The organism is Dorea chungnamensis (assembly GCF_039832125.1).
Classification (GTDB): domain Bacteria; phylum Bacillota; class Clostridia; order Lachnospirales; family Lachnospiraceae; genus JAFBIX01.
Genome location: NZ_JBDOHT010000001.1, coordinates 321,450 through 338,148, shown reverse-complemented (window position 1 = coordinate 338,148; position 16,699 = coordinate 321,450). Strand labels below are relative to the sequence as shown.

The 16,699-nt window shown below is 37.0% G+C and carries 15 protein-coding genes and 1 pseudogene; 3 read left to right on the top strand and 13 right to left on the bottom strand.

Annotated elements, in window-relative coordinates; all coding sequences use genetic code 11:
- Positions 1-141: 141 nt before the first annotated feature.
- From ABE613_RS01680 to ABE613_RS01635, 10 genes are all read right to left on the bottom strand, one after another.
- Positions 142-756 (bottom strand): helix-turn-helix domain-containing protein, encoded by a 615-nt coding sequence (locus ABE613_RS01680; RefSeq protein WP_055261444.1) that lies wholly within the window; start codon positions 754-756, stop codon positions 142-144.
- Positions 757-777: 21 nt separating this feature from the next.
- The gene (locus ABE613_RS01675; protein ID WP_055261446.1) at positions 778-1,440 is read right to left on the bottom strand and encodes a phosphatase PAP2 family protein; all 663 of its coding nucleotides are present in this window, start codon (positions 1,438-1,440) and stop codon (positions 778-780) included.
- Positions 1,441-1,693: 253 nt separating this feature from the next.
- Positions 1,694-2,068 carry a TnpV protein gene (locus ABE613_RS01670; RefSeq protein WP_055261448.1) on the bottom strand — a complete coding sequence of 125 codons (375 nt, stop codon included), beginning with the start codon at positions 2,066-2,068 and terminating at the stop codon, positions 1,694-1,696.
- Positions 2,069-2,072: 4 nt separating this feature from the next.
- Complete coding sequence (locus ABE613_RS01665) at positions 2,073-3,494, bottom strand: plasmid recombination protein (RefSeq protein WP_055261451.1); 1,422 nt, start codon at positions 3,492-3,494, stop codon at positions 2,073-2,075.
- A 285-nt stretch (positions 3,495-3,779) separates the two neighbouring features.
- Positions 3,780-4,007 carry a DUF5348 domain-containing protein gene (locus ABE613_RS01660; RefSeq protein ID WP_022092901.1) on the bottom strand — a complete coding sequence of 76 codons (228 nt, stop codon included), beginning with the start codon at positions 4,005-4,007 and terminating at the stop codon, positions 3,780-3,782.
- A gap of 191 nt (positions 4,008-4,198) precedes the next feature.
- Positions 4,199-4,432 carry a complexin-2 gene (locus ABE613_RS01655; protein WP_427786934.1) on the bottom strand — a complete coding sequence of 78 codons (234 nt, stop codon included), beginning with the start codon at positions 4,430-4,432 and terminating at the stop codon, positions 4,199-4,201.
- A gap of 71 nt (positions 4,433-4,503) precedes the next feature.
- Entirely contained in the window at positions 4,504-5,571 is a 1,068-nt protein-coding gene (locus ABE613_RS01650; protein WP_022092900.1) for an AAA family ATPase, read from the bottom strand.
- A 124-nt stretch (positions 5,572-5,695) separates the two neighbouring features.
- Positions 5,696-6,016 (bottom strand): plasmid mobilization protein, encoded by a 321-nt coding sequence (locus ABE613_RS01645; protein WP_022092899.1) that lies wholly within the window; start codon positions 6,014-6,016, stop codon positions 5,696-5,698.
- Entirely contained in the window at positions 6,006-7,121 is a 1,116-nt protein-coding gene (locus tag ABE613_RS01640) for a site-specific integrase (protein WP_291810745.1), read from the bottom strand. The genes ABE613_RS01645 and ABE613_RS01640 overlap by 11 nt, the downstream gene beginning before the upstream one ends.
- A 2-nt stretch (positions 7,122-7,123) precedes the next feature.
- Complete coding sequence (locus tag ABE613_RS01635; protein ID WP_005611072.1) at positions 7,124-7,318, bottom strand: hypothetical protein; 195 nt, start codon at positions 7,316-7,318, stop codon at positions 7,124-7,126.
- Between the two features lie 183 nt (positions 7,319-7,501).
- Between ABE613_RS01635 and ABE613_RS01630 the strand changes: the two are divergent.
- The 3 genes and pseudogenes from ABE613_RS01630 to ABE613_RS01620 form a co-directional block, all read left to right on the top strand.
- Positions 7,502-7,948 (top strand): annotated as a pseudogene (locus ABE613_RS01630) (helix-turn-helix domain-containing protein); the annotation flags it as partial.
- 405 nt (positions 7,949-8,353) lie between these two features.
- Complete coding sequence (locus ABE613_RS01625) at positions 8,354-9,514, top strand: MarR family transcriptional regulator (protein WP_347375441.1); 1,161 nt, start codon at positions 8,354-8,356, stop codon at positions 9,512-9,514.
- 1 nt (position 9,515) lies between these two features.
- The gene (locus ABE613_RS01620) at positions 9,516-10,049 is read left to right on the top strand and encodes a hypothetical protein (protein WP_347375440.1); all 534 of its coding nucleotides are present in this window, start codon (positions 9,516-9,518) and stop codon (positions 10,047-10,049) included.
- A gap of 99 nt (positions 10,050-10,148) precedes the next feature.
- On the opposite strand, the gene ABE613_RS01615 is transcribed toward ABE613_RS01620, so the two are convergent.
- From ABE613_RS01615 to ABE613_RS01605, 3 genes are read right to left on the bottom strand one after another with little or no spacing between them, the layout of a single operon-like run.
- The gene (locus ABE613_RS01615) at positions 10,149-11,558 is read right to left on the bottom strand and encodes a protein kinase family protein (protein WP_347375439.1); all 1,410 of its coding nucleotides are present in this window, start codon (positions 11,556-11,558) and stop codon (positions 10,149-10,151) included.
- Positions 11,559-11,577: 19 nt separating this feature from the next.
- Positions 11,578-13,044: a phospholipase D-like domain-containing protein gene (locus tag ABE613_RS01610; protein ID WP_347375438.1), complete on the bottom strand. Its 1,467-nt coding sequence runs from the start codon at positions 13,042-13,044 to the stop codon at positions 11,578-11,580.
- A 1-nt stretch (position 13,045) separates the two neighbouring features.
- Complete coding sequence (locus tag ABE613_RS01605) at positions 13,046-16,618, bottom strand: AAA domain-containing protein (RefSeq protein ID WP_347375437.1); 3,573 nt, start codon at positions 16,616-16,618, stop codon at positions 13,046-13,048.
- Between the last annotated feature and the right edge of the window lie 81 nt (positions 16,619-16,699).

The window sequence follows — 16,699 nt, the reverse complement described above, 5'->3', positions numbered from 1 at the left end:
TTCCTTGATTTTATATTGTTTCTGCTACTTATATTATACACAAAAAGCTGTAAAATTCAACGTGAATTTTTACAGCTTTCTATTATAACTATTCCTATTTTTTAATTCGACAAACTTGAAGTTGTAGGGGACAATACCTGATCAGCCTGCCTTGGCTTGTTTATAAAGGAGACCACTTTTGATCAGTAATAGCAGAAAAGCAACTATTATTGCATATGGTTCTTTCATCATTGCCAAAAACAAAACATCGATAACACTGCATCCTATAGACAATGCAGTAATCACCTTTTTGCCTTTTTCAAATTTGAAATAGACCATCAATATTTTCACAATCCCGATAATCGTTAAAGTGATGAACATTATCCAATAAATGGTAATAATCCATTTATTATTATCTACATACTCAAAAAGATTTACCGAATAGATATAACCATTGACCGGCTTGGGATACAGCGGAAGAAAAATAAGCATCAAAGAAAGCAAGTCAACAAATCCCCATAATAAGTCACATACACTATTGAGATTTGATTTGTTTTCTTTTTCTGCAATCAAAATCAACTGTTCTCCAGATAACAGATCATCAATCGACACAGAAAAATATCGAGATATTTCCTTTAATGAATCTATGCTCGGATATCCTCTTCCGGATTCCCATTTTGAAATTGCAGTTCTAGATACAAATAATGCCGCAGCCAGTTCTTCTTGTGTCATTCCCCGGCTTTTTCTTAATTCCTGAAGTTTTTCATGAAATTCCAAAACCTCCACCCCTTGCTCGTTTTATTTATTCTTTATTGACAGTATAACCGCTCCCTGATAAATAGAAAATAATCCAATGCTTAACAATACGCCACCTACAATATCCGTGAGCCAATGTACTCCCGAAATCAATCTGCCAATAACCATGAATGCCGAAAAAGCGATTGTTACAATCGTTATCACTTTTTTGACTGCAATGCTTGACAGCCTGCGCTGAGTCTGTTCGATCAAAGTCGGCATCACACACAATACCAATAGTGTAGTTGATGATGGATAAGATGCCTCCATTACTCCGTTAATTAAAATAGGTCTGTAATTGATTGGAATCATCTCAAAAAATATATATGCCAGGATCACGACAATATAATAAATACCCAGAATAATGATATCCGGATCCACCTTGAAAAGACTTCTTTTCTTAATCAACTGAACTAGTCCCACACCTGCAAAGATCAGGCATACTACGACAGGCACCAGCCCCATCCAATCAGTAATCGAATAAATCATCATGTGTACGCCTGTGAAGCGGTGAAACCAGCAATTGAGTGTTGCAAATCCAATATTCGTTCCGTTTTGACCATGAGGCTGCACATCTACCATCTGGATCAAAACTGTCCATAATACAAAAGTTGCAATGAATATTCCTCCAAATAGTAAATTCTTCATTCCGTTCTTTTTCATCATTCTACGTCCTTTCTATATGGGTTTGTCTTTTCGACACATTCACCTTATCAAAAAACATAAAATGATGATAGAATCGCTCGGTCACATACGTGATACGATTCGTATCATACCCGTAAATGCTTGTTTTTTCAGTATTTCCTTCTGATTATCTATCCCTGCAAATCCGGATTTATCTTTTAGCATTCTATCATGTTCTATTCTGAAATTCCACTCTTACATTTACAAAGAGTCGCCTTTCGGCAGCCCTCTTAACTTATATATAAACGATCTCTTTCAGTACAATTTTTTCAGCACTTGTTCTGATATTATTCATCAACCCGACCCACTTCATCTGATCCCGTATCTTCAATGTTTCTGTCACACTCTGTTCTTCTGCCATCTGCTTCATTAACATTTCGACCTGCTCTCTTGCATCCCGATCAATCTGATTCAGATGTTCAGTCAGCTTTCCAGTCAATAACAGGCACTGATATCTTGCTGGTCTATACTCTTTCAGATATTGTTTCCGCAACATTCCATATTTCCCATATGTCGGTTCTTCCTCATTCAGCACCAGACCCGGCAAATAGTAATCTCCATGCAAGGTATAGCTTAATCCGTTCTTTTCATCATAAATGTGTTTTTTCATGCACTTATATCTCCATTCCTCTGTTCTTTGTTTTATTTTTCTTACGCTGCTGATTCTCCATCTCGCTCTTTTTCGCACCCCATGCTAATCTTTCGTAAATGCTTCCTTTTGGCATTTGTTCCATCCGTCGTTTTTCTTCCAGTGCTTTCTGATTATGAATATCCTGCAGTACCGCAGCCTCCACAGTGTCTATTCCCATGACACGCACAACACGATCATATCTATCAGAAACACTTTGCAACATATTCTTTTCTTCTAATAATTTCTGATTGTCTTTACGCATATCATCCAACTCTTTCTGAACACTGTTATATGCCTGTTTTGTCTTCTGGTATTTATTTTTCCATTTCTCCACTTCTTTCGTAAGTTCTTTTACCTGGGCAGCCATTGCAGCAATCTTATTCTTCATTTGAATAAATAATGGTTTAACTTTTTTATCCCGATAGGTTCCTGCACGTTCCAATGCTCCTGCTTCCGGTAGAAGCGTTTTAACCGTCCCATATTCTTTTATTTCCTTACTGACATTATCTATGATCGGCTGTAACTGCTCCCGACGTTCTTCTAGGCTTTTTAATTCTATTTCTGCTTTCTCTGCCCGCTTTTCTGCAGCTTCTTTATCCCTGACCGCCTGTTCCTTATCTTCTTTCAAAAGCTGAATATCTGCCTTGGATTCTGCAATCTGTGCAGTCAGTCCCTCATTCTCTGCTGTCAGATACTCTTTTTCCTGCTCCAGAGCCTGAACTTCCTTCTTTCGTTCTTTTTTCTTGAAATTATAAACATCCAGATGTTCCTCATGGGTACCTTTCTGTTCCCATTCAATCCCATACTGCTTTGCAATATCTGCCAGCACTTCTTTTTCGTGGTTTATCCACTGATTTAATTCTGTGTCATGTTTATTTCCACCTTGAAATCCCAAACTTTTTAATGCCTGCTTCAGTGAAACTCTGATATCCATCCCTTTTCCTTTCCAACCAGTCACATAGGGAACAAAATCAATATGCAGATGTGGTGTAGCTTCATCCTGATGAAGATAACAGCAAAATACCCGGAGAGTTGGATTCCTTTTCTGAAAATCCTGCATATATTCATTCAACACCTTCACTGCCAGTTCTCCTTCTACTGTCCCTACAGCCATGTCTTCACAATTTCCAATCTGGAAAATGACCTCATGGAATAGTTTTTCCTGTTTTCCCTGCCGGATTTTTTCATAATAATTTGTAATCTGACGGTCTTTTCTTTTCCCCACATTGTATCGCTCCACAGAATCATCAAACAACTCTTTATAAACATCTTTCAGATTTTCATTCTGGTAACAAATATTCAAGTGTACTCTGTCCGGATCTACATTTTCTGCTATGAAATCCCTTCTGTTATGAGCCAGAGAACCAGCTCCGATCATACCGCTAATTGTTCTTTTCATGGTCATGCTTCTCACCTCCCCTTCTGAAACCAGTGCCAGACATGGCACATAAATTTGTATCTTCGCCAGTTATGGCGATAAAAAGAACTCTTCGCCGGATACGGCGGTTTTGTTACTTTTGTCAAAAGTAACGCAAAAGCACTTTCGACAGCCGTACCGTCCATCAAAAGTCCCCTTGCGCCCTGCCGGGGGCAAGACGTCCGGGGACGTCTGTTATGCACCGACCGAATCGGAGCGAAGACCTATTCCTCCCGTTGGTCGGTTTACTCCTGCGTTACTTGTATGACTGACTTATCCCGTTATTCTCGCCCGGACATATTCCAAATCTCCGCAGTATGGTGTCCCCACCAGATACCATTCCCTTGCCGGATTCATTTCCATTCTGGTCTTGACCCACTGATCGTCAACCAGCACTTCCAGCCCTTCTCCGCAGTGAAATCCTGTGTCAATCCATAAATCTGATGATAATAAACCGTATCTTCCGTTATTGCTGTTATAACCTAATCTTCCTTCTCTCATTGTGTCACTCTCCCTTCATTTATCGTTTTCCATAGGGAGCCCCGTTTCAGGGCATCCTTCACAGCCATCAAACCACCAACGCACTGTCGTTTTATCCACAACCTTCCGTCTTGCATCTTACCAGCTTTCTCCTTGTCTGCTATCTACAGGTGCGTGACACGCTCCTGTCATAGGACAGACAACAAGAACTGTTACCATCGAAAGCTTTCCGGTATTCCCCGCCTGTCCAGATATTCCTGACGGGACTTTTCCCGTTCTTCCTCTGTCGGAGCAGTTTTCGACTGTGTATATAACTGCCGGTTTGCCATACGCTCCACTTTCTCCATAAGCCCTTTGCAAATTTCCTCCGAACAGCTTTGATCTTCCATCAAATGATAGGAAACCAGCTGTCTAAACAAGGCAAATGGTATCTGTACATTTTTTATTTCCATGTTGTCTCCTTTCAAGGTGGCAAGATGCCCTGTTCTTAAGAAATAGTCATCTTGCCATCTTCCTTTTATTCTGGAAGCATCCAGAACCATTGATTTCCACGTTTCACCGAATCAATCTCCAGTTCCAGTTTTGCGTTCCGTAGGGTTTTCTTCTTAATTCCTCGTTTTTCCGCTTCTTCTTCAATCTTTTTCTGTGCCATGCCACCATCAGCCAATATTTCCAACAGAAACTCCTTTGCCTTCCGGCTTTTCTGACCTCTGCTGTCACCACTGAGCAGATCATCCGCACTAATGTCGTATTCCCCGATCCACTCGAATCCAGTATCCTTATCTAATCGGAATGCAATTGATTTCCCTTCCGGTGCAAGGGAACTTTTCACATGGCATACCACACGGATTTCCGGTTCATCTTTAATCCGCCCAACAATCAGCACACTTCTGGCTGCCGCCTGAAAATCAATCGAACCCAATCCACGGTAAGAAGATTTTCCGTTACTGTTTTTGTTCATATGCCCGATCAGAATGATTGCACAGTGGTATTTCTCTGCAAGCACTGCCACACGCTTCATTAACGGACGGATTTCATTTGCCCGGTGCATATCCACCTCTGCTCCAAGAAATCCCTGTATTGGATCTAAAACTACCAGACGGGCTTTTGTCTGTATGATAGCTTCTTCCAATCTGGCATCCATCATGGTCAATGCCCGATCGTTATCATCAATTACCATCACTCTGGAACAATCTGCACCAGCTGCAAGAAGTCGAGGCTTGATAGTATCGCCCAATCCATCTTCTGCAGTCTGATAAATAACATTCACAGGTTCTATCGGGCTTTCCACTGGATTCGCATCAGAGTCAACGTTCTTTTCTGCTCTATCCTTCTCGTCTGTTGCCTGTTGTTGCTCTGGAAGAATTTTTTCGCCTTTGGTCAACTTCGCAATAATCTGAAGTACCATCGTAGTCTTTCCTTCTCCCGGATCTCCCTGAATAATCGTTACTTTTCCAAAAGGAATAAACGGATAGAACAGCCATTCAATCTGCTCTACTTCCACTGATTCCATATTTATCAGCTTCAGATCCGACTCCGTCCTTTTTATTTCTGTTTTCTTTGTCTCTACTCTGTTCGTTTCCATCGTTCCTCCTTATTTTCCCGTTGAAAGGAAGTGGAGATTTTGATAGAATACTCGTAGAAAGTTTTTGGTGAGTATTCTACCAAATCTCTGCCTTTAGGTGTTTGCCGACACTTAAAGGCATTTTCTATTCTTCCTTCATGCCATCCATCGTCACTGTGATCAGCCGGATTACTTCCAGTAAATCCTCCGGCACATCATCACCCTTTTTCAAACGTTTCAGTTCATTCAGAACCTTTGCCAGTTCATTTTTCAACGCCTTATACACTCTCGGATTTCCTGTCACTACAACCTCTTTTTCCTGCAATCTTCGGATAATATAATCCTGTTTAGTCAGACCGGACAATTTAACCGCTGTTTCCAGAAGTTCATCCTCCTCCGGTGATACCCGAAAAGCTACCGTTTTATTTCTCCAACGCCCCTGTCTATCCAAACATTTAGCTGACATACGCAAGTCCTCCTTCCCTATCATTTGGTTCTTCATTCATGTTTTCTGCATCCAACTGGTCTGCCATATCCTGCTGTACGGACGGGAACAGATGCGCATATCGGTAAGTGATCTTTTCTGCTGAATGACCAACCCTTTTTCCGATTGCCAGTGCTGTATAGCCCATGTTAATCAGCAAAGAGACATGGCTGTGTCTGAGATCATGCACCCGGATTTTTTTCACACCGCTTGCTTTGCATCCTCTTTCCATTTCATGGTTCAGATAATACTTAGTTACAGGGAAAATACGGTCATCCGGCTGCAGGCTGTAATATAACTTCAAACAATCCTGCATTTCGTCACATAAGAACTTTGGCATAGTTACAGTACGGACACTGTTCTTTGTTTTCGGAGTGCTGATCACATCTTCTCCCTTTAAACGCTGATAGGATTTGTTGATCCGCAACGTTCTCTTCTGGAAATCGAAATCCGCAGGAGTTAAAGCCAAAAGCTCCCCGGATCTGATTCCGCACCAGTACAATAACTGGAACGCATAGTAGGAAAGTGGTTTATCCATCATTTCTTCTGAAAACTGTTTATACTCTGCCTTTGTCCAGAAGAGCATTTCCTTGCTTTCTTCTGAGCCGATTGTGCCAGCTTTCCTTGCCGGATTCATGCTAAGATCATAAAACTTGATCGCATGGTTGAAAATCGTACTCAACTGTCCATGGATTGTTTTCAGATAAGTAGGGGATAAAGGTTTTCTTTTCCTGCTTGTCAATTTGCGAAGCTCATTATGCCAGTCCAAAACATCCTTTGCGGTGATTTCTGACACCTTTCTTTTTCCCAGATAGGGTAAAATCTTGGACTTGATAATATTTTCCTTTGTAAGCCAGGTACTCTTTTTCAGCCTTGGTCTCACATCTTCCTCATATAATTTGCAGAAGCTCTCCAGTTCCATATCCATACTGGCTTTCTTCTGGAGTATGAACTGCTGCTCCCACTGTGCAGCTTCTCTTTTTGTTGCAAATCCTCTTTTGCATTTCTGCTTACGTTCGCCGGTCCAGTCCTGATACCGTACCATAACGTACCATGTGTTATTGCTTTCAGTCTTGTAAATTGCCATTCTTAATTCCTCCCATCGTTTGATCTCGTTCCGTAGAACTGTTCGTAAAAATACTTCCGGTCAACTTTTCCTGCAATTGTCTGGCATCCCATCGCCTGTAATTCCCTGTTCAGCCTTTTCATCAGCTTATAAGCGTAGGATTCCGATACTTCCAGAACTTCCATGACCTCTTTTACATTCATAAACATTTTACTCATTGTAAAATCCCTCCTTCGTTTCTCACTATACATTTCTGTATAGTCCGTATGATACTATACTTTTTTGTATTGGTCAAGTGTTTCAAAACAAAAATTCTATACTTTTTTGTATGGTTTCTCCTTGTCTGTACTATACATATATGCTATACTCAATTTATCAAGTAAAAGACAGGAGATATGAGCATGGCAATAGGAGAAAGAATTCATCATTTTCGACTTCTGCGTGGATTCACGCAGAAATATTTAGGTCAACAGCTGGGATTCAGCGAATCACAGGCTGATGTCCGCATTGCACAGTACGAAAAAGGCTCTCGCAGTCCAAAGGAAAACTATCTGAATGCACTGGCTGACATTTTTGAGGTCTCCCCTCATGCACTCGCTGTACCGGACATTGACAGTTATGTTGGGCTGATGCACACCTTATTTACATTAGAAGACCTTTACGGACTTCATATTGGAGAAATTGACGGAGAACTCTGTCTCCGGCTGGATAAGTCCAAAGGAACCACCTACCTTTCTATGTTTGATATGTTCTACGCATGGCAGGAACAGGCAGAAAAACTAAAATCCGGGGAGATCACCAAAGAAGAATATGACCAGTGGCGGTACAATTACCCGAAAAAAACAACATAAAAACCAACGAAAAAAGGCCTTACCAAATTGATTTCACTCAATTCAGTAAGACCTTTTTTGTTGGTTTCACACATATTACCTGACAACCACCGGATTGCTGATAAATACTACCTAAATATCCGGTGTTATCATTTTGTTATCAAATAGAACTTCTTGTGCCCGGAAATGCCCTGTTTATAAGGGTTTCCAGAATTTTTTCATTATTCAAACTCCAGTTTGACGGTAAGCAATATAAAGCAAAATCAACGATTTTAAGCCATTTTCAGGCAATATTGGATAGTTTGAAATAGTATGAAAAGATATCAAAAATGCAATAGAAATGCAATGAGGTACACCTGATTCACTATCAAAAAATCGTATCCGGAGGTACTTCAATACCTTTTTAGAATGTGAGGTTATTTTATGGACTATCAATTAGAATTAAAACAAATCGTGGATTTCCCACGTTGCAGAATCTACAGAGATTTTATACAATCACTTATCGCTGACAAGAGCATCCGCACAAACGGAGGCTCTTTTCTTTTTTACTATATCGTGCTTTGCTCTTATGCCAATTACCGCTCGTCTTATCGGCGAATGGAACACATCACCTACATGGTAGGTCCCGGCGAATGGATCTGTACCCTTTCCGATCTTCAAACATGGTTTCGCTGCCGGTTCCAGCATCAGGCAATCTCTATTTTAGATTTTCTGGTGAAGCAAAATTGCATTACATACTCTCTTCTTGGAAATAAGAAAATCGTAAAATTTAAGATCACTGACTGGGCAAAGGACAATACCGTTCTGGAATACAACTGTCCCTGCAAAAAGGATGATGGATTTTTCTTTTTCCCTATTGCAAAAGTCCATGAACTTATCAGCCTGGGGAAATGCTCAGAGATGGATATGTTACTGGATATGTGGATTCATGCAATATACAATGATCCAACCGTACAAGGCTCATTCTCTGCGCCTGTTGTTTATTACCGAAATAACACAGGCAATCCCCTGACCAGCTTCCAGTCACTTGGAGAACGTTGGGGACATTCAAAAACCACTATATCACGTATCTTAAAAAAATTTGAAGAGTTAAACTTCATCACTCTTGTTAGTTTCAAAGGCAAACATGGTAGCTTGATCTATCTTAACTACTACCTGTCTGTAATGTTTGACATCAGTGATGTAATGATAGACAAGGAGGAAATCGCTATGAACATGCAACTGCCAATCCACGTACCTGAAATCGAAGAAGAGATCTACGTTTCAGAAACTGTCACGGAAGAACAAATCACCGTTCCAGAAAATGAGTCCTGCGTTCCGGTTTCTCACATGAAATTTATCATCAAAAAAGTCGCAGAACTACTGCAAACACAGGGGATTCCGTGTTACGAATGCTCCAAAACCAAGTATATATTATCTCCTTTATCAGCCTGCATAGATACAGTAAATCAATATACACTAAGTATTATCTGTCCTTACGGAAAGGCTGCATATCGGTTTGAACTGACTGTCACGCCAGAAGAAAAACCTGCCGTTAGCCTGCCTGATGAAACATATATGGCTACTGCGAAAGGGGGTGAATAGAATGGCTAGAAACAAAAAACAAAGCTATGCGACTCCTGAAGAAGATCCCCGCTTCCACGACACTTACAAGTTTCTGCGAAGATACCGGGATGCAACATACAGCTTGAAGGTAGTGGTTCGGCAGTTAGAAGCGCAATTCCGTATGGAATATGGAACCAGTGTGGATGATTTTTTAGATTCCGTTTATTCTGCAGGGATAGAATTATCCGGAACTGACATAGCAGAAAGGGCAAAAAGCATTGAGCGGAGTAACAAGATGTTGAAGCTATTAGATTCTTCCGTTGATCTTCTCCGTAACAATCATAAGCACGGAGAACAGTATTACTGGATTCTCTATTATGCATTCCTGTCTCCACAGGAACTAAAAAACACGGATGAGATTCTTGAAAAGCTCGAACCGCATATCAGCAATATCTCTTACCGTACCTATTACCGGAAACGTCACGCAGCTATAGAAGCGCTGAGTACCATTCTCTGGGGTTTTACTGCGAAAGAAACCATTGATGTGTTAGACCATTTTTTCCCGACAGAGTAACACATGTCAAATCTCAACAACACAAAGGAGCAGACTCCTTCGTAGAGACTGCTCCTCCATAATAATCATATGCTTTCATCCACATACTATTATTAGTCATCAATATTTATTTTGAATTTTATCAACAAGCATTCTAATACTTGGTCGTTCATCAATATTCACTGATAACATTTTCAACAATAATAATTTCACATCTTCAGTAATGTCAATAATACGAAAGGCATTTTTTAGTTGTACCAAATTTTCTGTGATTTTTCCAGTTAAAATATAAATACAAGTTTTACCAAGCGAATATATGTCTGCTTTTTCCCAATCTACTGTATCATCAAATGTTTTCACGCTTAATTCTGGTGCATAAAATTGATTTTGACTGCAATCCTGTATTTTCTGTTCAACACTTTGAAATACTGTATATGTTATATTTTCACTCGTGTCTTTAGCACAATCAAATCTTGCTAAAATGGCTTTATATTTACCTCGTATCTTGAAAACATAAAATGCTTCTAGAGAGATATTTCTATGATAAAATGGTGTTTCATACTCATGCATAGATAGTACTCCATTACAAATACCAACTATTATATCCATTTTTTCTGCCATACTCAATTTTGATATCATTGAATCTGTAAGCTTCAATGGGAGTCCTGGCAACGCATATACTTGGTATCTATAATCATTATTCGTCCCACTTATTACTTCTACTTGACGAATAACATTTAAAGGATCTCCTATATTATCTTCCCAAAGTTTATTAACAATATCTAAATCTCTTCTCTGATTAGCAGTAATATTATTAGTTCCTGATGAAAAAATATAAAACCGTATCTTTCCCTTTTGCTCCTTTAGAAATAACCCCTTTCCTTTTTCAAGATTTAAGCCCATTCCCTTTAAACAGATTTCTTTTGACACTGCATAATAGTCCCTAATAGGCATTTGCGTACTATCAAATTTATGGTTTACTCCATAATAAATACAAAGGAAGTCATGAAAAGAGCTGATAACTCGAAGACAATTCTCCCTATTTGGAACATATTGATCCTGCAAACGAACATTAACATGCGAACTTTTACTTGCAAAATCATAAATAAATTGAATGTATTTTTTTAGTGCCCTTATGCCATCCGGATCATTCCGGGTATTTTTCAAAAAATTATATTTGGTAAGCATTGGGACATATTTTATAGAGTTATTACGAGTTAATCTAATTAATATTTTTTTATAATTAAACGGCAAAGAAGGATTTGTAATTTCACATATTATTTCATCCTCTATTTCCTGTAAAGTTTTCCCTTGATTTTCTGGCAACGTTTCCCGAAATATTTTTTCTTCTCTAAGGGCTATTGCTTCATATGCCATTCTTATTTTATGTGAAAAATCAATGTAACTAATTTTAAAAGTCGATTCGAAATCAAGAAACTTCTTAAAAAGATTCTCATCCTGAGTTATTTCATAAATAAACGCAAAGTTTCCTTTAGCAATCCTTATTCCATTTTCCAATTGAAGATACATATCCACATTTCACCTTATATTACAGAGATATATCCATTCTCTTTGACAAATCTGCTTTCATATCTAAAATACTCTCAATTGATTCTGTATAAATTCCAGTTTCTTGTCTAAACCCTCTTTTCGGGTCTCCACCAAAAGAAAGCCAATTAAAACTTGTTATAACAAGAAACTTATTATCCATAATGAGAACTTTCTCATGGGTATTATTTAACGCAACAATCTGAAGTTTTCCCTTATTTTTATTTTTCGCTATTTTATTCAACTCTTCAAGAACCCATTTATCAGAGTCTTTCTTTTGACTAATTCCATAGCCAATTGTTATATTTATGCCACGATTAACAGCGCTCCTTATAAGACTCAGAATTTCATTATTTAATCCTCCCCTCTTAATCCATGGCGATACAATAATAACACTATTATGTGCTTCATTTAAGGCCTTAATCAATAATGGTCGATGATCATATGTTGAAAGAATTTTAGTTGCACCTTCTCGTTCATCTTCACGTTCGTCAATTTGTTGCTGAATTTCATGAATCTGAAAACGAGTATTTTCATCCTCTGACCCTTCACTCTGATTAGTAATTTCTGACAATTGAGATTTTAATTGTTCGATCTCTTTATCAATCTCAACTGCTCTATTTGTATATGATGCAGCATCATTTTTTATATCATCGGATAAAATATCATAAAAAGAATTTTCTTTCACATCATCAATATCCTCTTTTTGATCCAATTCGAATATACGAGTATGCTTATTATACATTTGAAGTAAAATATTTTCATATTCTTGTCTTCTTGTTTGCTTTTCAAACACTCTAAGTTCTATATCTCCAGTTTTATTGTTTAGAAATACCAAAACATAAACTTTGTTATATTCAGTATACACCTTATCAAGTTCTGCTATATCTAGAAGATTACCCTCCAATTTATCTTTGGAATAATAATTATTTCTTCTAAATTTATCAATTGCTGCCTTTACATCTTCAAACTTTAAATTTGAAAGTGTAGGTGTTTCTATAAACGGGGGAACTGCCACAAGTTCAAAACGTTTGACATCTTTTTTGTTATATTTATTCAAACTATCTATGTATATATTCCCAGTAAAACTGTCCATACAGATCTGATACTCAACTTCTTCAGGTGTTATCGTTTTAACAGCTCTTAAACTCTCGCGTCCTTTTTCAGTCAATTTGATTCTCATATCGTTAATATCAACCACAATCAAATTGATTTTCTGCATCTCCGCCACCGCAGTACTTACAGCAGTCATATTAACCCCAAGAAAGCCACATATTTCCCTAATATTATCGATTCCTTCAGCTGTAAATTTTAATATAAATTCCTGTAAAACTGATAACGGTTTTTCTTTTTCCATAATCAACACTGTATCTATACAATACTGAGGAATTGCCGCTTCATAATATTTTACTAGTTTAGAATTAGGTATGGTATTCGCATATTTTCTTGCTAATTCTTCTATTGTCATGCTATACCTCCTTTAACATGCAATCTTCTTCATGTTCCAGAATAAATTGAACAATACCGACAAATGGATTTTCTTGACCATCAATTTGCAGTTGTTTACTTGCACACTGGTGATTTCCGACAACAACCAAAAGCTCTTTAGCCCTAGAAAAAGCCACATTCAATCTTCTCATATCTTTTAAGAATCCAAGATTTCCATTGTCATTACTTCTGACCACACTATAAAAAACTATATCTGTTTCTCTTCCTTGAAATGCATCAACAGTATTAATTTCTACAGTAATACTATTAAATTTTGATTCATATTCAGAATAATACAGTCTTCGTATTAAATCCTTTTGTGCCTTATACCCTGCAATAATAGCAACTTCCTTAGTTATTCCCATTTCTTTAAGTTCTTCATTTACTATTAAAAGCTGCTCAAATATTATCCTGGCCTCACAAGTATTCCTATAAGTTACACCAAGTCGCTCCTCTCTATTATTATCCATACGACAAGTAGACAACCATACTAATGCTTTATTATCATAGACTTTCAATGGAATGGTTTTTTCCTCTTTATTTGTTTTTGAAATAAGACCGTTTTCACGGTAAAACATTGTACCTATTAATTCTCCTATAACCGGATGCATACGATACTGTTCGTTGAGTATACTCTTGCAACTTTCAGATAACGATAATTCCATATACTCAAATAAACTTGTCTCAAGGTCTTTTTTATCTAATGTTGTATTGCTCATTTCGAGAAGTGTTTCATCAACAACAGGTGGTAGTTGTTTATGATCTCCTACCATAACTATTTTATTACCTAGGCAAATTGGTACAAGAACTTCTGTTGGAGTAGCTTTTCCTGCTTCATCAACAATGACCCAATCAAATTTGAGATCAATCTTATTGCCTAAACTTGCAATTCCTAAACATGTAGCTCCTACTACAGTTGCATCAAGTAAACTTTCCTGTAATAAACCTTCTCCTTGTTTAACACGTCGTACCCATTCTTTGCAAAGCGATTCGATTTTCGAATACCGATTATACTTTTCTTGATTTTCTTTTATAGAATCTCGAAGTTCTTTCTTATAAAGTTCATATTCTGTCGGATCATCAGAAACCCCCAGCATTTCTTTCCAATCATCTATTTCTTTGCGACTGGATTCAATTTCTGAATTCAGTTCACTATATCGTGATTCTAGCTTTTCCTTTTGAGAAGATAAATGTACTGACTCTTCTACAATATCCTCAAGCCGTTTATTAAGTAATCTCAAATTTGTTGTAAATGTATCTACAATATTATTAAGAACCTTTTCAGAAACATGGTTTGTTTTTGTATTAACGGTTTGCTCCATTAATATAATAGTTTCATTAATAAATTTCCATTTATCCTCAAGTATGTCTAATTTATCTTGTTCTTCCTCTATTACTTTCATTTCATCAATCATTTCAGAAACAGCAGCCATCAATTTCTCTATTTCCATTATGATTGTATTTTTCTCCTGTAAGCTATCATCAAGACCAATGCTTTCCTTATATTCAGCAATAGCTCTTTCACATTTAGTGATCACTTCTTGTGTCCACTCTTGGCAAAACTTATCTAGTGTATAATCAATAACACTTTCAGAAAATTTTTCTTTCAAACCAACTCGAATAAGCTTAATTGATGGCATTAATTCTTTGATTTTTGTTAACGAATGATCCACTGCCACATGTGATTGAGAAGCAATCAAAATTTTACTATTCGGATTTCTGTCTAATACTTGACATACAAGTTCACTAATGAACGTCGTTTTTCCTGTTCCAGGCGGTCCTTGTAACAAAAAAATATCATCCGCAGCAAGGGCTTTTTCTAAGCTCTTCCGTTTTGAATCATCAATAAGTTTCGAATGGCAATCCTTAGTTGATAATAATACATTATTTTTTGAAGTAGCTTTCTGCGGACTAAAGATAATATCACTAATTCTCGGATTAACACTTTCTTTAAATCGCATAGTTTTTAATGCTTGCTCTTGCCGTTTTAAAGCAATCTCCATCATATTTTTGTTGATGGACACCTCACCCATAGAAGCAATATTTTTCACATCAGTTTCAGCCGCTAAGTCTATAGTTAATACCCCATTATAGTAATCTCGGATATAACCCACATTGTAATTACGAGTACCTTTTCCTTTTGCTGTCATCTGCAACATGTCTTCCGACTCAAATTTTATTTCATCTGAAGGAAGATTTTTATATAATTCTACCTCTATGTAATCACCACTAGGAAAAGTTCTGAATCCTCGATAATCTACACTGGCTTTTGCGGCATCAAGTTTCTTACGTTGTAATGCCAAAATTTCTCGCCATTTATTTACCACTTCTTTATTGTTTATATTTACATTTTTCTGCAGATCACGCTGATACTCGAACTCCATCAATTCATCAATCAAATCCGATGCAAGCACTTCATTTCCACTCATCACTTTGGGAACAGATGCCTGAACTGATATGCTGTAAGGAATTTCATATGATTTTTCCTTCAATTCCATTAACACTGCTATAGGAAGAAATCTAACGGTTATAATCGTCAAACGTTCATAATTATTTTTATTTCTTTGACAAATAAACAAAAATTGTTTTCCCACAATTTGATAAGATAATTTATCTTCGTCTTTTTTCTGACTTAAAACATAACACCTCCCTTGCAAATCATTTTTTACTGCAACAGCAGCATATGTAATTTCATCTTTTTCTATATACCCATTCTGATAAAGCATTTCGGAAACTTTTTTTGTAATTCCTAAAACAATTATTTTTTCTTGATTAATCCTATTCTTAACTGTAGCTAAATCTTTCCTAATTTCGGTAACGCTAAGATATCGCAGTTCTGGCTCCGGTTTAAGCATTTTAGATATAATATCCCTTATACCTTCCGACAAACAACTTATATCAAAAGCATGATTTTTTTCTACCTTAATTCCTGTAAATATTTCATAACAAATAAGACCCAAAGAATAAATATCACTTCTCTGCGTAACTTCTTTCCCTTGTTCCTGCTCAGGAGAACAATACGTAGGCGTATTAAATTTAACAACGGTACAATCATCATAGAATGTATCTTCAAGCTTACTAATTCCAAAATCTATAATTTTAATCTTTCCATCTTCAGTAAGCATAATGTTAGATGGTTTTAAATCACGATGTATCAACCCTTTTTTATGCAGATATTCAACTCCTATACATACCTGATCAAAAAGTTCTATTTTTTCATATTCACTATACGTAGCCAAAGAAGGTAAGGCTTCCTTCAAATTATTTCCATCAATATATTCAAGAACAATGTAGAATTTTTTTAAATCTTCATCAGAATCACATTCAACAAATCGAACCACATTAGGATGCTGAACTTTCTTTAATGCCTCAACCTCTCTGTCAAAAATAAATTCTTGTAGTTTCTGACTTTCTTCATCACCAGGGAATTTATCAAAAATTTTGACAGCAAATAATTCTCCTTCATCATTTGTACATTTGTACACAGTTGACATTTTGCTATTATTTGATAAACATTTTCTTATTCTGTATTCATCACCAATAAATTCTGCCATTTTTCTCTCCATTTAAACTGTATATCCTACTGAATAAACATATTAATATATTTATTATCTCAATTACTTTTACGATATTAT

What these genes read in the sequence shown, in the direction of transcription:
- ABE613_RS01665 (WP_055261451.1), bottom strand. Translation starts at nt 3,494, where the DNA reads ATGACCATGAAAAGAACAATTAGCGGTATGATCGGAGCTGGTTCTCTG.
- ABE613_RS01620 (WP_347375440.1), top strand. Translation starts at nt 9,516, where the DNA reads ATGGCTAGAAACAAAAAACAAAGCTATGCGACTCCTGAAGAAGATCCC.
- ABE613_RS01610 (WP_347375438.1), bottom strand. Translation starts at nt 13,044, where the DNA reads ATGACAATAGAAGAATTAGCAAGAAAATATGCGAATACCATACCTAAT.
- ABE613_RS01645 (WP_022092899.1), bottom strand. Translation starts at nt 6,016, where the DNA reads ATGTCAGCTAAATGTTTGGATAGACAGGGGCGTTGGAGAAATAAAACG.
- ABE613_RS01635 (WP_005611072.1), bottom strand. Translation starts at nt 7,318, where the DNA reads ATGAGTAAAATGTTTATGAATGTAAAAGAGGTCATGGAAGTTCTGGAA.
- ABE613_RS01670 (WP_055261448.1), bottom strand. Translation starts at nt 2,068, where the DNA reads ATGAAAAAACACATTTATGATGAAAAGAACGGATTAAGCTATACCTTG.
- ABE613_RS01625 (WP_347375441.1), top strand. Translation starts at nt 8,354, where the DNA reads ATGGACTATCAATTAGAATTAAAACAAATCGTGGATTTCCCACGTTGC.
- ABE613_RS01605 (WP_347375437.1), bottom strand. Translation starts at nt 16,618, where the DNA reads ATGGCAGAATTTATTGGTGATGAATACAGAATAAGAAAATGTTTATCA.
- ABE613_RS01660 (WP_022092901.1), bottom strand. Translation starts at nt 4,007, where the DNA reads ATGAGAGAAGGAAGATTAGGTTATAACAGCAATAACGGAAGATACGGT.
- ABE613_RS01640 (WP_291810745.1), bottom strand. Translation starts at nt 7,121, where the DNA reads ATGGCAATTTACAAGACTGAAAGCAATAACACATGGTACGTTATGGTA.
- ABE613_RS01615 (WP_347375439.1), bottom strand. Translation starts at nt 11,558, where the DNA reads ATGTATCTTCAATTGGAAAATGGAATAAGGATTGCTAAAGGAAACTTT.
- ABE613_RS01650 (WP_022092900.1), bottom strand. Translation starts at nt 5,571, where the DNA reads ATGGAAACGAACAGAGTAGAGACAAAGAAAACAGAAATAAAAAGGACG.
- ABE613_RS01675 (WP_055261446.1), bottom strand. Translation starts at nt 1,440, where the DNA reads ATGATGAAAAAGAACGGAATGAAGAATTTACTATTTGGAGGAATATTC.